This is a genomic window from Rathayibacter sp. AY2B9, from assembly GCF_002931595.1.
GTDB lineage: Bacteria > Actinomycetota > Actinomycetes > Actinomycetales > Microbacteriaceae > Rathayibacter.
Window position 1 is genome coordinate 97,545 of sequence record NZ_PSUB01000009.1, and the last position, 14,005, is coordinate 111,549.

Genomic DNA, 14,005 nt, shown 5'->3' on the forward strand with positions numbered 1-14,005 from the left:
ATGCTCCACTCCACCCGGACTCCCGCCGAGAAGCGCCGCCTCTTCCGCGAGCGCCTCGCCTCGGGCGAGCTGCTGCAGCTGCCCGGCGCGTTCACTCCGCTCTCCGCGCGCCTCATCGAGGCGAAGGGCTTCGACGGGATCTACGTCTCGGGCGCCGTGCTCTCGGCCGAGCTGGGGCTGCCGGACATCGGGCTCACCACGCTCAGCGAGGTGGCCGGCCGCTCGCAGCAGATCGCGCGCCTGACCGACCTGCCGGTCCTCGTCGACGCGGACACCGGCTTCGGCGAGCCGCTGAACGTCGCGCGCACGGTCCAGATGCTCGAGGACGCCGGAGTCGCGGGGCTGCACATCGAGGACCAGGTGAACCCCAAGCGCTGCGGGCACCTCGACGGCAAGGCGGTCGTCGACGAGGCGACCTCGGTGCGGAGGATCGCGGCGGCCGTCGACGCGCGGCGCGACTCCGACCTGGTGATCATGGCCCGCACCGACATCCGCGCCCTCGACGGCCTGCCGGCCGCGATCGACCGCGCCAAGCGCCTCGTCGACGCCGGAGCAGACGCGGTGTTCCCCGAGGCGATGCGCGACCTGTCCGAGTTCGAGGCCGTGCGCGCCGCGATCGACGTGCCGATCCTCGCCAACATGACCGAGTTCGGCAAGAGCGAGCTGTTCACCGCGCAGCAGCTCGCCGACGTCGGCGTGAACGTCGTGATCCACCCGGTCTCGCTGCTCCGGATCGCGATGGGCGCCGCGATGCGGGCACTCGACGCCCTCAAGGCGGAGGGCTCGCTCCGCTCGGAGGTCCCGGCCATGCAGACGCGCGCCGAGCTCTACGAGCTCCTCGACTACGCCTCGTACAACCGCTTCGACGAGGGCGTCTTCGACTTCTCGCTCGCCGACCACTACGGCGCCTGAGCGCGCCGACCCGCACGAACCGGCGGCGCTCCCCGGCGCCGCCGCCCGCCTCTCGCGAAGGAGCGAAGGATGAGCACGACCGATCAGGACATCCGCAAGGGACTCGTGGGGGTCGTCGTCGACACGACGGCCGTCTCGAAGGTCGACCCGGCGTCGAACTCGCTGCTCTACCGCGGCTACCCCGCGCAGGAGCTCGCGGCGGGGACCTCGTTCGAGGACGTGGCCTGGCTGCTCTGGCACGGCGAGCTCCCCACTCCGGAGGAGGCGGCCGGGCTGGCCGCCGCGGAGCGGGCCCACCGCGCCCTGGCCCCCGAGGTGCGCACCGTGATCGACCTGCTGCCGCTGTCGGCGCACCCGATGGACGTTGTGCGGACGGCGGTGAGCGTCCTGGGCGCGCTCGAGGAGGATCCGGACGCCGACGCTCCCGAGGCCGTGCTGGAGCGCTCCGTGCGGCTCTGGGCGGCACTGCCGGCGATCGTCGCCTACGCTCAGCGCCGCCTGCGCGGCCTCGAGCCGATCGATCCGCGCGACGACCTCGACTACTCCGAGAACTTCCTCTGGACGACCTTCGGCGAGGTGCCGGAGCCGGTCGTCGTCGACGCGTTCCGCGTCTCGCTGGTGCTCTACGCCGAGCACTCCTTCAACGCCTCGACCTTCACGGCCCGCGTCGTGACGTCGACGCTGTCGGACGTCCACTCCGCCGTGACCGCCGCCGTGGGAGCGCTCAAGGGACCGCTCCACGGCGGGGCGAACGAGGCCGTGCTGCACGTGCTCGACGAGGTCGGCACCGGACCGGAGGTGGACCGGCGGTCCCGCGAGTGGCTCGCCGAGGCTCTCGGACAGCGCCGGAAGGTCATGGGGTTCGGCCACCGGGTCTACAAGTCGGGCGACTCGCGGGTGCCGACCATGGACGCCGCTCTCCGGCGGCTCGCCGAGCACGAGGGGGCCGGCGAGATGATGGAGCTGTACGACGCCCTGGCCGCGGCGATGGCCGAGCGGACGGGCATCCTGCCGAACCTCGACTACCCGTCCGGCCCCGCCTACCGGCTGATGGGCTTCGACACCGGGATCTTCACTCCGCTGTTCGTCGCCGCGCGGGTGGTGGGCTGGACGGCCCACGTGATCGAGCAGCGGGGCTCGAACGCGCTCATCCGGCCGCTGTCCGCCTATGACGGGCCGGAGCGCCGCTCGGTCCCGCAGCGCTAGGCGCCGGGAGAGGGGAGATCCGCCCGGTCCCGCAGCGCCGAGCGCCGGGGGACCGGGCGGCTCGCTGTCAGCCCCGGGTGTCGCGCTCCTGGGCGCGGAGTGCACGCTCCACGCCCGCCAGGTTCTCGATCACGAGTCGGCGCAGCGCCGGGACCTCCGGGTTCGCGTCGAGCCAGGCGCGGGTGGCGTCGACGATCTCCTGCGAGGGCGTGGCGGCCGGGTAGAAGCCGACGACCAGGTACTCGGCGATCTTGTAGCTCTTCGACTCCCAGAGGGTGCGGAGGGCGTCGAAGTAGACCGGGACCATCGCGTCGAGCAGGCGCGGGTCGGCGGCGCGCTGGAAGCCCAGGCCCGTCGAGCGGACGATCGTGTTCGGTGCCGAGTCGTCGGCCGTGACGGAGTCCCACGCCGCGCGCTTCGCCTCCGCGGTCGGCAGTGCGGCACGGGCGTGCGCGGCCGACTGCTGGCCGGTCGCCGTGTTGTCCGAGGCGAGCGCCGCGTCGATGTCGTCCGCACCGGCCCGCCCGCCGGCGACGAGAGCGATCAGCAGCTCCCAGCCGAGGTCGGTGTCGATGTCGAGGCCGCCGAGGGCGGTGGAGCCGTCGAGCAGCGCCTGCACGGCCTCGAGGTGCGCCGGGGTGGACGCGATCGCGGCGAAGAACTTCACGAACTGGAACTGCGCGTCGCTGCACGGCTCGGCGCTCTGCGCGAGCGTCCACAGCTGATCGCCCGCCTCCTCGACGACCTCGGCCCGGTACTCCGGAGCGACGTACTGGGTGGCGGTGGCGACGAGCTGGTTCAGCACCGTCCGCAGGGTCGTGGACTCGGTCTCGGTCGCGACGTTGCCCAGGACGAGGCGGACGAAGTCGCGCGGCGCCGACTCGGCGTCGCGGGTCGAGTCCCAGACCGAGCCCCAGACCAGCGAGCGGGCCAGGGGGCTGTCGATGCTCGCGAGGTGCTCGACGGCCACGGCGAGCGAGGCGTCGTCGAGGCGGACCTTCGCGTAGGCGAGGTCGTCGTCGTTGAGCAGCACGAGCGCCGGACGGGTGCGGCCGATCAGCTCGGGCACCTCGGTGCGCTCCCCGTCGACGTCCAGCTCGAGGCGGTCGACGCGGACGAGGCGCTCGCCCTCGAAGTCGTACAGGCCGATCGCCAGGCGGTGCGGGCGGATCGTCGGGTACTCCTCGACCGCGGTCTGCAGGATCGCGAAGGACGCGATCGCTCCGCTCTCGTCGACCGCGATCTCGGGGCGGAGCGTGTTCACGCCGGCCGTCTCGAGCCACTGCGCCGACCACTCGGTGAGGTCGCGCCCGCTGGTGGCCTCCAGCTCGACCAGCAGGTCGCGCAGCTCCGTGTTCGAGAAGGCGTGCTTGACGAAGTACTCGTGGACGCCGGCGAGGAACTCCTTCTCGCCGACCCACGCGACGAGCTGCTTGAGCACCGAGGCGCCCTTGGCGTAGGTGATGCCGTCGAAGTTGACCTGGACGTCCTCGAGGTCGTTGATGGTCGCGACGATCGGGTGGGTCGAGGGCAGCTGGTCCTGGCGGTAGGCCCAGCTCTTCTCCATCGCGGCGAAGGTGGTCCACGCCTCGGTCCACTCCGTCGCCTCCGCGGTGGCGAGGGTGGAGGCGTACTCGGCGAACGACTCGTTGAGCCAGAGGTCGTTCCACCACTTCATCGTGACCAGGTCGCCGAACCACATGTGGGCGAGCTCGTGGAGGATCGTGACGACCCGGCGCTCCTTGATCGCGTCCGTCACCTTGGAGCGGAACACGTAGGTCTCGGTGAAGGTCACCGCTCCCGCGTTCTCCATCGCGCCGGCGTTGAACTCGGGGACGAACAGCTGGTCGTACTTCGCGAACGGGTACGGGACGCCGAACTTCTCCTCGTAGAAGGCGAAGCCCTGCTTCGTCTTCTCGAACACGTAGTCGGCGTCGAGGAAGGGCGCGAGCGAGGCCCGGGCGAAGACCCCCAGCGGGATGGTGCGGCCGTCGGAGGAGACGAGCGAGTCGGTCTCGACCACGTAGGGTCCGGCGACGAGGGCCGTGATGTAGGAGGAGATGCGCGGGGTGGGCTCGAAGCTCCAGGTCGCGATCCCCTCGCCCGCCGGGACCGGCTCGGGAGTGGGCTGGTTCGACACGACCTGCCACTGCGCGGGCGCGGTGACGGTGAAGCGGAACTCGGCCTTGAGGTCCGGCTGCTCGAACACCGCGAAGACGCGGCGGGAGTCGGGCACCTCGAACTGCGAGTACAGGTACGCCTCGCCGTCGACGGGGTCGACGAAGCGGTGCAGGCCCTCGCCCGTGTTGGTGTAGAGCATGTCGGCGACGACGGTGAGCTCGTTGTCCGCAGCCAGGGAGTCGAGGCGGATCCGGACGCCGTCGGCGACGTCGGCGGGGTCGAGCTCCGCGCCGTTGAGGGTGACGGAGTGGACCGTGCCCGTGACGGCGTCGATGAAGCTCGAGGCGCCCTCGGTGGCGGAGAAGCGCACCGTGGTCGTGCTGAGGAAGGTCTCGGCTCCCCGGGTCAGGTCGAGGGCGATGTCGTAGTCGTGGACCTGGATCAGCGAGGCGCGCTCCTGCGCCTCGCTCCGGGTGAGGTTGTCTCCTGGCACGGGGGTGCTCCATCCGTTCGTCTCGGGCGCTGCCGCGGGCGCCGGGGTGCGGGCGCCGCCGATCCACCCTAGAGCTGCCGGGACCCGCCGTGGAGCCCCGTGGCGCCGATCCTGCGGAGCCGCCGGGGAGCGCGGACGCGGCCGCCGCGAGCGGCGTAGCGTGTCCCCATGACCTCTGTGGACTTCTGGTTCGACCCCTCCTGCCCGTGGGCCTGGATGACCTCGCGATTCGTGGACGAGGTGACGCCGGCGCGCGACCTCGACGTGCAGTGGCACATCATGAGCCTCGCCGTCCTCAACGAGGACAAGGACGTGGACGACTCGTACCGCGCCTTCCTCCCGCGCGCGCTGCGCTACACGCGCCTGGTCGCCGCCGTCGCCGAGTGCGAGGGCCGCGAGCACGTGAAGCCGCTCTACGACGCGCTCGGCACCCGGATCCACCCGGGGGGGCGCACCGACGTCGACGCGGTGATCGCCGAGTCGCTCGCCGAGCTCGGCCTCCCCGCGGAGCTCGCCGCCCACGCCGACTCGGACGAGTACGACGAGCCGATGCGCGCCTCCCACTTCGACGGGATCGAGCGGGTCGGCCAGGACGTCGGCACCCCGGTCATCGCGATCGGCGACGTCGCCTTCTTCGGCCCCGTCATCTCGCCGATCCCGAGGGGCGAGCAGGCGCTGACCCTCTGGGACGGCATCGTCGCCGCCGCCTCCTTCGACGGCTTCTTCGAGCTCAAGCGCTCGCGGACCCGCGACCCGCAGTTCGACTGAGCCGACCCGCGGTACTCTGGCTCCCGGCCCGGGCACCGCGGGCCCCAGACGGCTCTTCCGGAGGAGTTCTCTCGTGCGCATCCACATCGCCACGGACCACGCAGGGCTGGACTTCAGCCGTCACCTGATCGAGCACCTCGGCGCCGCCGGTCATGACGTGATCGACCACGGCCCCACGTCCTACGACCCGCTGGACGACTACCCGTCCTTCTGCATCAACGCCGCCGCCGCGGTCGTCCGCGATCAGGAGGCGGGGGTCGAGGCTCTCGGCGTCGTCTTCGGCGGCTCGGGCAACGGCGAGCAGATCGCGGCGAACAAGGTCGCGGGCGTGCGCGCGGCGCTCGTGTGGAATCTGAGCACCGCCGTGCTGGCCCGCCAGCACAACGACGCGAACGTCATCTCGATCGGGGCCCGCCAGCACTCCGTCGAGGAGGCCACCGGCTTCATCGACGCGTTCGTCGCCGAGCCCTTCACCTTCGAGGAGCGGCACGTGCGCCGCATCGCGCAGCTCGCCGAGTACGAGGCCACCGGCGACATCGCCGGCCGGGTCGTCGACTCCGCCGCGAAGGAGCGCTGAGTGCCCGAGGGGCACTCCGTCCACCGGATCGCCCTGCAGTTCGAGCGCGACGTCGTCGGGCACCGCGTCGCGACCAGCAGCCCCCAGGGCCGCTTCACCGAGGGAGCCGCGCTCCTCGACGGGCGCGAAGTCCTCGAGTCCACGGCCGTCGGCAAGCACCTGCTGCTGCGCTTCGAGGGCGACCTGACGCTGCACGTCCACCTCGGCCTCTACGGCGCGTGGGACTTCCTCGGGCACGTCTCGCCGCTGTTCCCGGACGGGAAGGCCGGCAGCAGCATCGGCGCTCCCCGGCGCCGCCGCGCCGTGCGCCTCTCCGAGACGGAGCACGAGACCGACTCCGATCTCGACGAGTTCCCGCCGCCGCCCGTGGGCGCGGTGCGCGTGCGCATCATGACGGAGGAGACGGTCGCCGACCTGCGCGGCCCCACCGCCTGCGAGGTGATGGACCCCGCCCAGGTGGAGGCCCTCCTCGCCCGCCTCGGTCCGGATCCGGCCGACGACGACTCCGACGAGGCGCGCGACCGCTTCGTGAACCGGCTCCGCAGGACGGCGACGCCGGTCGGGCTGGTGCTGATGGACCAGTCCGTGGTCAGCGGCATCGGCAACATCTACCGCGCGGAGCTGCTCTACCGCGCCGGCCTCGACCCGCACACTCCCGGCAAGCAGGTGCCGCTGGACCTCGCACAGGAGCTGTGGCGGGACTGGGCGGACCTGCTCGAGGACGGCATCCGGACCGGGATGATGATCACGCGCCGCGGCCTGACGAAGACCGAGCGCTCGAAAGCCGTCCGCAGCCGCGCCGAGCGCAACTACGTCTACAAGCGCGAGGGTCTGCCCTGCCGCGTCTGCGGCACGAACGTGCTGCTCGAGGAGATCGGCGCACGCAAGCTCTACTGGTGCCCGGTGTGCCAGTCGTGAGCGCCGGTGGAGAGACGCCGGCCCGGTCCCGCGCCCGCCGAGCTGTCCGCCCCGCGCTCCGCGAGGCCGCCCGATGACCGGCGGTCTCCTGCTCCGGGGCGCCCGCCTCCTCGGCTCGTCCCGACCCGGTGCCGTGCTCCTGCGCGACGGCCGCGTGGAAGCGGTCGGACCGGACGCCGCCGCCGCCCCGGGCGACGAGGTGCGCGACCTCGACGGGCGCTGGGTGCTCCCCGGCCTCTGGGACGAGCACGTCCACTTCTCCCAGTGGGCGATGACGGCACCGCGCCTGGACGTCTCGTCAGCCGACTCGGCCCGCGGAACGGCGGACGCGGTCCGACGTCGCCTGGCGGAGGAGCCCGGTACCGGCACGCTGATCGGCTTCGGCTTCCGCGACGGCCTCTGGCCGGAGCCGCCCACGACCGCGCTCCTGGACGAGGTCTCTCCGGAACGGCCCGTCGTGCTGATCAGCGGCGACCTGCACTGCGCCTGGCTGAACTCCGCCGCGTACCGGCGCTACGCCGTCGCTCCCGAGCCCGAGCTGCTGCGCGAGGACGCCTGCTTCGAGCTCGTCACCGCACTCGGCGCCCTCGGCGACGACGAGCTCGACGCACTCGCCGACGCGGCGGCGCGGCGGGCTGCGGCTCGCGGGGTGGTCGGCGTCGTCGACCTCGAGATGCGCTGGAATGTGGGGGACTGGCCCCGTCGCGTCGCTGGCGGAGCACGCTCCCTCCGCGTCGACACCGGCGTCTACCGCGACCACCTCGACCGCGCCCTCGCTGAGGGACTGCGCACGGGCGACGAGCTCGACGGCGGTGACGGCCTGCTGCGGATGGGCCCGCTCAAGGTCCTGATCGACGGCTCCCTCAACACGAGGACCGCCTACTGCGCCCACCCCTACGCCGACCACGACGGCAACGGCGTCCTCACCGTGGAGCCCGCCGAGCTGGACGAGCTGCTCGCCCGCGCGGCCGCCGGGGGCATCCGCTCCACCGTGCACGCGATCGGAGACGCCGCGGCGACGCTGGCTCTGGACGCGCTCGGCCGGGTCGGCGGGGGCCGGATCGAGCACGCTCAGCTGCTCGCGGAGACCGACCTTCCGCGGTTCGCCGCGCTCGGCGTGGAGGCCGGAGTGCAGCCCGCGCACGCGCTCGACGACCGCGAGGTGGCGGAGCGGTACTGGCCGGGACGCACCGGCCGGGCGTTCCCGCTGCGCTCGCTGCTCGACTCCGGGGCCCGCGTGGTGCTCGGCTCGGACGCTCCGGTCGCTCCGCTCGACCCGTGGGTCGCGATCTCGGCCGCGGTCGCGCGGGCGCTGCCGGGCGACGAGCCCTGGCATCCGGAGCAGCGGGTGAGCGTCGAGGAGGCGATCGTCGCCTCGACCCGGGTGCGCCGGCTCACGCCCGCGGCCGGCGATCCCGCCGATCTGGTGGTGGTCGACCGCGATCCGCTCGCCGCCGATGCAGGAGCCCTCCGATCCATGCCGGTCGCCGCGACCCTCCTGGCGGGCCGCTTCACGCACGGCGGCTGACCCGCGCCCGTCGCGACACCGGCTGCTCCGGATCGCGCGGACGGGCCCGGGAACGACGACGGCCCGCGGGATCCGAGGATCCGCAGGCCGGTCGAGGCGTGGTGCTCAGCTCTCGCTGACGTGGGCGAAGAGGAACCAGCGGTCCTTCTCGAGGCCGCGGCCGATCTCGATCGCGACGTCCTGGCTGCTCGCGTCGATCTCGGCGAGCTCGGCGATCGCCGTGTTGACGGTCGCGATGGCGACGTCCATCTGGCGGATGATCTCGACGATCGCGTTCTCGGAGCGCTGGAAGCCGGGGGTGAGGGGTTCGGACCGCGTCGCCGAGGCGACGGTCTGGATGCGGGCGTCGACCGGGAGGCCGAGGGCGACGACGCGCTCCGCGGCGATGTCGGCCCACTCGATGGCGCGGCCGACGATCGCGTCGAGCAGCTCGTGGACGCCGATGAAGTTGGCGCCGCGGACGTGCCAGTGCGCCTGCTTGCCGTTGACGGCGAGCGCGGTCATCTCGACGACGACGGGGCTGAGGAACTGGGCGACTCCGGATGCGACATCCGGGTTCGACGAGGTGAGCGACGTGACGGACGTGGTGGACATCGTCTGGTCCTTTCGAGAGGGGGTGACTGATCGTCAACAGTACGCAGATCCCTCGGCGCCGCAAGGAAGCGCAGGCTCGGCTCAGTCCGGTGAAGGACAGGCTCACCTCGGTCGCGGAGGGGCGTCACGGGGGCTTCCCCCCGGGTGCCCGGAGCCGTGCCGCCGGTACGCTCGACCGGGTCGCGGCGGCGGCGGGAGCGGACAGGAGGCGCGGATGAGCGGAGCATCGACGGCCCTCGGCGAGGCCTCGCGCGCCTACCTCCGGCTCTGGCGCGGACTGCCCCGGGAGGTGCTCGCGCTGGTGGCCGCGATCCCGGTCGCCCTCCTCGGTGCCTTCTGCGCCGGCGTCGCGCTGGCCGTCGCGCTCGGGCTCGTCGGAGTCCTGATCGGCCTGGTGTTCCTGCCCGCCGCCCTCTACACGGCGCGCTTCTTCTCGCGGGCCGCCGTCGGCCTCGACGTGCTGGCCGGACGGCCCGCCGTCCCCCGGCCGCAGTGGCGGCGACCGCCCTCCGCCGTCACTCCCTCGACCTTCGCCCTCTACGGTCCGGTGATCGACGGGCACTACTGGCTCGCTCTCCTGCACACGCTCGTCGTGGCTCCGGTGCTCGCGCTGCTGTCCGGACTGCTCCTCGCGCTGTGGACCTGGGCGGGCCCGGGCACGGTGGCCGCCGCGCTCACGGGGGCCCCCGGTCCGGCCCGCCTGCTGGCCGAGAGCGGGGCCGCTCTGCTGGGCGCCCCGCAGCCTCCGGCGGGACTGGTCGCCGCGGCGACGGTCGCCACGACCGTCCTCTTCGTCTCGACCCTGCCGTTCGCCACCCGCGGCCTCTCCCTCCTGCACTGGCTGGTCGACCGTCTCCTGCTCGGCCCGTGGGAGTCGGAGGTGCTCCAGCGAGAGGTCGCCGAGCTGAGCGCCTCCCGCGGCGCAGCCGTCGCCGCCGAGGACCGCGCGCTGCGCCGGCTCGAGCGCGACATCCACGACGGCCCGCAGCAGCGCCTGATCCGGGTGCAGATGGACCTGGCCTCGGCCCGCAACCGACTCGCCGCCGACCCGGAGTCCGCCGCCCGCCTGGTCGACGAGGCTCGCGAGCACGTGCGCGCCGCGCTCGACGAGCTGCGCGCCCTCTCCCGCGGAGTGGCGCCGCCGATCCTGCAGGACCGGGGCTTCGAGGCGGCGGTGCACTCGCTCGCCGAGCTCAGCCCGGTGCCGGTCGAGGTCCTCACCGAGCACCCCGTGGCGGACGTGCCGCCCGAGGTCGAGCGCAGCGTCTACTTCGTCGTCGCCGAGCTGCTCGCCAACGTCTCCAAGCACTCCGGTGCCCGATCGGTGCGGGTGCATCTCGACACCCGCGACTCCGGCACTCCGGGGGAGCGCTGGCTCGACGCCTGGGTGGTCGACGACGGAGTCGGCGGGGCGTCGCCGGTCGCCGGTCACGGTCTCGAGGGGGTGGGCGGGCGCGTCCGGGGCCTGCGCGGGATCCTGAGCGTGGAGTCGCCGGTCGGCGGGCCGACCACGGTCGGGGTGCACGTCCCCTACCTCCCGGCCGTCCTATCCTGAGGGCGTGCCCGTGATCCGAGTCGCCATCGCCGAGGACTCGGTCCTCCTGCGCGAGGGCCTGGTCCGCCTCTTCGAGGACGCGGGGTTCGCCTCCGTCGGCGCCTTCGGGGACGCGGACGCCCTGCTCGCCGATCTGGCGCGGGACCCGGCCGGCGTCGACGTCGCCGTGCTCGACGTCCGGATGCCGCCGACCTTCCGCGACGAGGGCGTCCGCGGGGCGCTGGAGATCCGCCGGCGCTACCCGCAGGTGTCGGTCCTGCTGCTCAGCCAGTACGTCGAGGTCACCTACGCGCAGGAGCTGCTCGGCTCCGGCGACGGCGGACTCGGCTACCTCCTGAAGGACCGGGTCGCCTCCGTGGAGGAGCTGCGCGACGCCGTCGAGCGCGTCGCAGCGGGCGGAACCGTCCTCGACCCGCAGGTCGTCGCCTCGCTCCTGCAGCGCAACCGCGACCCGCTCGCCTCGCTGACCCCGCGGGAGCGGGAGGTGCTGGAGCAGATGGCCCAGGGGCGCACGAACGCGGGCATCGCCTCCGCTCTCTTCGTCGGCGTGGGCGCCGTGGAGAAGAACGTGACCGCGATCTTCCAGAAGCTCGGGCTCGAGGACTCGGGCTCCGACCACCGGCGGGTGCTGGCGGTCCTCGCCTTCCTGCGCGCCGGGCGCTGACCACCGGAGAAGAGGAGAACCCGATGCCGTCGAGTCCTGCGGAGGGCGCCCGCGTCCTCGCCCTGACCGGGGGACGCGCCCCGGAGATCGCCGACACCGCGTGGGTCGCTCCGGGCGCCACCGTGATCGGCTCCGTGCGCCTGGGGGAGCGGGCGAGCGTCTGGTACGGCGCCGTCCTGCGCGCCGAGCACGCGCGGATCGAGCTCGGCGCCGGCAGCAACCTCCAGGACGGCGTCGTCGTCCACGTCGACGCCGACTACGACGCGGTCATCGGCGCCGGAGTCTCGGTCGGGCACAACGCCGTGCTGCACGGCTGCACCCTCGAGGACGACGTGCTGGTCGGCATGAGCGCGACCGTCCTGAACGGGGCCGTCATCGGCACCGGCTCGCTGATCGCCGCGGGCGCCGTCGTCCTCGAGGGGACGGTCGTCCCGCCGGGCTCGCTCGTGGCGGGCGTCCCCGGGAGGGTCCGGCGGGAGCTGACGGAGGAGGAGCGCGAGGGCATCCGCCGGAACGCCGCCTCGTACCTCGCCCTGACGGAGGAGCACCGCGGCGCGGTCGGCTGAGCACGCCCGGAACGCCTCGGAACGACGAAGAGCCCCGGACGTCCGGGGCTCTTCGAGAGGAGAGGGGCTGACGAGAATCGAACTCGCATCATCTGTTTGGAAGACAGAGGCTTTACCACTAAGCTACAGCCCCGGATCGGCGGTCTGACGACCGCGAACCGGTGCGTCCGGATCTCTCAACCAGGCACCAGGACAGCGTAGTACATCGCGCGAGCACCGTGGACACCCCGGTCGTCCTCCGCCGCGCGGTTCCGGTCGCCGCTGCCGCGGTGCAGTACACTTGCGAAGGCCATTTCGGCGTGTCGCGCAAGCGCACGTGCGGGGACGGCTCGACGAGAGTCTCACGCACGGTGCCCAGGCCCGCGCATCCGGGGCGTAGCTCAGCTTGGCTAGAGCGCCCGCTTTGGGAGCGGGAGGTCGCAGGTTCGAATCCTGTCGCCCCGACCACGAGTACTCATCGTGACGACATCGACCCGTGACGACCGTCATCCGGCGCCGACACCAACCAGCACAGGAGATCCCCTCACGTGAAGACCACGGTAGAACAGCTGAGCCCGACCCGCGTGAAGCTCGCGATTTCGGTCACCCCGGACGAGCTCGGCCCCAGCATCACGCACGCCTACGGCCACATCGCCGAGCAGATCAACGTCCCCGGCTTTCGCAAGGGCAAGGTCCCGCCCGCCATCGTCGACCAGCGCGTCGGCAAGGCCGCGGTGCTCGAGCACGCGGTCAACGAGGGCCTCGACGGCTTCTACCGCGCGGCCGTCCGCGAGACCGAGGTCCGCCCCCTGGGCCGCCCGCAGGCCGACATCGTCGCCTGGCCGAGCGACAAGGACTTCACCGGCGACCTCGAGCTCGCCATCGAGGTCGACGTGCGCCCCGAGATCACCGTCCCGGACTACGACGGCATCGAGCTCACCGTCGAGGCGGCCGAGGTCACCGACGCCGACGTCGACGCCGAGCTGGACAAGCTCCGCAGCCGCTTCGGCACCCTGGTCACCGTGGACCGCCCGGCGAAGACCGGCGACTTCGCGCAGATCGACCTGGTCGCCTCCATCGACGGCGTCGAGGTCGACACCGCCAACGCCATCTCGTACGAGCTCGGCTCGGGCGAGCTGATCGAGGGCATCGACGAGGCGCTCGACTCGCTCACCGCGGGCGAGAGCACCACGTTCACCGCTCCGCTGCTCGGCGGCGACCACGCCGGCGAGCAGGCCGAGATCGCCGTCGCGCTCACCGCCGTCAAGGAGCGCGAGCTCCCCGAGGCCGACGACGACTTCGCGCAGATCGCCAGCGAGTTCGACACCATCGCCGAGCTGCGCGAGTCGCTCAAGGAGCAGGCCGCTCAGCAGAAGACCTTCGGCCAGGGCGGCGAGGCCCGCGAGAAGCTCGTCGAGGCGCTGCTCGCCCTCGTCGAGGTCCCCGTACCCGCCGGTCTCGTCGAGGACGAGGTGCACCGCCACCTCGAGGGCGAGAACCGCCTCGAGGACGACGAGCACCGCGCCGAGGTCAAGGAGGCCAGCGAGAAGACCTTCAAGACGCAGATCCTCCTCGACCACGTCGTCGAGCAGGAGAAGGTCCAGGTCAGCCAGGACGAGCTCACGCAGTACCTCATCCAGGGTGCGGCGCAGTACGGCATGGAGCCGAACGAGTTCATCAAGATCCTGTCCGAGAACAACCAGATCGGCCAGATGGTCGGCGAGGTCGCCCGCAACAAGGCGCTCGCGATCGTCCTCGGCAAGGCGAAGGTCACCGACACCGAGGGCAACGCCGTCGACCTGACCGCGTTCACCGCGGTCCCCGGTGACGACGAGGCCGTCGCCTCGGACGAGACCGAGGTCGCGGAGGAGGCTCAGGCCGCCGCCGACGCCGAGGTCCCCGCCGAGCCCGTCGCCGAGGAGCCCGCCGCCGAGGAGGAGCCCGCCCCGGCCCCCAAGAAGAAGCGCGCGCCGGCCAAGAAGAAGGCCGCCGCTCCCGCCGAGGAGACCCCGGCCGCGGAGTAGTCCCCGCGAGCACGTCAGGAGCCGCCCCCCGATCCGTCGGAGGGCGGCTCCTCTCGTTGCGGGGCTCCGGTCCGCCCCGGGCGAACACGGGTGACTCCCG

At 72.7% G+C, this 14,005-nt stretch carries 12 protein-coding genes and 2 tRNA genes; 11 read left to right on the top strand and 3 right to left on the bottom strand.

Annotated elements, in window-relative coordinates; all coding sequences use genetic code 11:
• On the top strand, positions 1 to 912 hold the full coding sequence (gene prpB, locus C5C25_RS10425; RefSeq protein WP_104250556.1) for a methylisocitrate lyase: 912 nt from the start codon (positions 1 to 3) through the stop codon (positions 910 to 912).
• Between the two features lie 69 nt (positions 913 to 981).
• Positions 982 to 2,118: a bifunctional 2-methylcitrate synthase/citrate synthase gene (locus C5C25_RS10430; RefSeq protein WP_104250557.1), complete on the top strand. Its 1,137-nt coding sequence runs from the start codon at positions 982 to 984 to the stop codon at positions 2,116 to 2,118.
• A 67-nt stretch (positions 2,119 to 2,185) separates the two neighbouring features.
• On the opposite strand, the gene pepN is transcribed toward C5C25_RS10430, so the two are convergent.
• Positions 2,186 to 4,732, bottom strand: a complete 2,547-nt coding sequence (pepN, locus tag C5C25_RS10435) for an aminopeptidase N (protein ID WP_104250558.1) — start codon at positions 4,730 to 4,732, stop codon at positions 2,186 to 2,188.
• Positions 4,733 to 4,900: 168 nt separating this feature from the next.
• On the opposite strand from pepN, the gene C5C25_RS10440 reads away from it, so the two are divergent.
• The 4 genes from C5C25_RS10440 (at position 4,901) to C5C25_RS10455 (ending at position 8,523) form a co-directional block, all read left to right on the top strand.
• On the top strand, positions 4,901 to 5,500 hold the full coding sequence (locus C5C25_RS10440; protein WP_104250559.1) for a disulfide bond formation protein DsbA: 600 nt from the start codon (positions 4,901 to 4,903) through the stop codon (positions 5,498 to 5,500).
• A gap of 73 nt (positions 5,501 to 5,573) precedes the next feature.
• Positions 5,574 to 6,077 carry a ribose-5-phosphate isomerase gene (locus tag C5C25_RS10445; protein ID WP_104223700.1) on the top strand — a complete coding sequence of 168 codons (504 nt, stop codon included), beginning with the start codon at positions 5,574 to 5,576 and terminating at the stop codon, positions 6,075 to 6,077.
• Positions 6,078 to 6,995, top strand: a complete 918-nt coding sequence (locus C5C25_RS10450) for an Fpg/Nei family DNA glycosylase (RefSeq protein ID WP_104250560.1) — start codon at positions 6,078 to 6,080, stop codon at positions 6,993 to 6,995.
• A 73-nt stretch (positions 6,996 to 7,068) separates the two neighbouring features.
• Entirely contained in the window at positions 7,069 to 8,523 is a 1,455-nt protein-coding gene (locus C5C25_RS10455; RefSeq protein WP_104226732.1) for an amidohydrolase, read from the top strand.
• Between the two features lie 105 nt (positions 8,524 to 8,628).
• Here C5C25_RS10455 and C5C25_RS10460 read toward each other — a convergent pair whose 3' ends face one another.
• Positions 8,629 to 9,117 carry a Dps family protein gene (locus C5C25_RS10460; RefSeq protein ID WP_104250561.1) on the bottom strand — a complete coding sequence of 163 codons (489 nt, stop codon included), beginning with the start codon at positions 9,115 to 9,117 and terminating at the stop codon, positions 8,629 to 8,631.
• Between the two features lie 214 nt (positions 9,118 to 9,331).
• Between C5C25_RS10460 and C5C25_RS10465 the strand changes: the two genes are divergently transcribed.
• Genes C5C25_RS10465 through C5C25_RS10475 form a run of 3 tightly spaced genes read left to right on the top strand, consistent with a single transcriptional unit; the run spans position 9,332 to position 11,902 of the window.
• Positions 9,332 to 10,672 (top strand): histidine kinase, encoded by a 1,341-nt coding sequence (locus tag C5C25_RS10465; protein WP_181133685.1) that lies wholly within the window; start codon positions 9,332 to 9,334, stop codon positions 10,670 to 10,672.
• A gap of 4 nt (positions 10,673 to 10,676) precedes the next feature.
• Positions 10,677 to 11,336 carry a response regulator transcription factor gene (locus C5C25_RS10470; protein WP_104223696.1) on the top strand — a complete coding sequence of 220 codons (660 nt, stop codon included), beginning with the start codon at positions 10,677 to 10,679 and terminating at the stop codon, positions 11,334 to 11,336.
• A 23-nt stretch (positions 11,337 to 11,359) separates the two neighbouring features.
• Positions 11,360 to 11,902: a gamma carbonic anhydrase family protein gene (locus tag C5C25_RS10475; protein ID WP_104226728.1), complete on the top strand. Its 543-nt coding sequence runs from the start codon at positions 11,360 to 11,362 to the stop codon at positions 11,900 to 11,902.
• Between the two features lie 62 nt (positions 11,903 to 11,964).
• Here C5C25_RS10475 and C5C25_RS10480 read toward each other — a convergent pair.
• Positions 11,965 to 12,035 (bottom strand) — tRNA-Gly (locus C5C25_RS10480).
• Between the two features lie 236 nt (positions 12,036 to 12,271).
• On the opposite strand from C5C25_RS10480, the gene C5C25_RS10485 reads away from it, so the two are divergent.
• A tRNA-Pro gene (locus tag C5C25_RS10485) sits at positions 12,272 to 12,349 on the top strand.
• Between the two features lie 80 nt (positions 12,350 to 12,429).
• The gene (tig, locus tag C5C25_RS10490) at positions 12,430 to 13,905 is read left to right on the top strand and encodes a trigger factor (protein WP_104250562.1); all 1,476 of its coding nucleotides are present in this window, start codon (positions 12,430 to 12,432) and stop codon (positions 13,903 to 13,905) included.
• The last annotated feature ends 100 nt before the right edge of the window (positions 13,906 to 14,005 follow it).

Excerpts from the sequence above, each read along its gene's own strand:
- C5C25_RS10440 (WP_104250559.1), top strand. The coding sequence starts at position 4,901 with ATGACCTCTGTGGACTTCTGGTTCGACCCCTCCTGCCCGTGGGCCTGG.
- prpB (WP_104250556.1), top strand. The coding sequence starts at position 1 with ATGCTCCACTCCACCCGGACTCCCGCCGAGAAGCGCCGCCTCTTCCGC.
- C5C25_RS10455 (WP_104226732.1), top strand. The coding sequence starts at position 7,069 with ATGACCGGCGGTCTCCTGCTCCGGGGCGCCCGCCTCCTCGGCTCGTCC.
- C5C25_RS10465 (WP_181133685.1), top strand. The coding sequence starts at position 9,332 with ATGAGCGGAGCATCGACGGCCCTCGGCGAGGCCTCGCGCGCCTACCTC.
- C5C25_RS10475 (WP_104226728.1), top strand. The coding sequence starts at position 11,360 with ATGCCGTCGAGTCCTGCGGAGGGCGCCCGCGTCCTCGCCCTGACCGGG.
- C5C25_RS10460 (WP_104250561.1), bottom strand. The coding sequence starts at position 9,117 with ATGTCCACCACGTCCGTCACGTCGCTCACCTCGTCGAACCCGGATGTC.
- C5C25_RS10430 (WP_104250557.1), top strand. The coding sequence starts at position 982 with ATGAGCACGACCGATCAGGACATCCGCAAGGGACTCGTGGGGGTCGTC.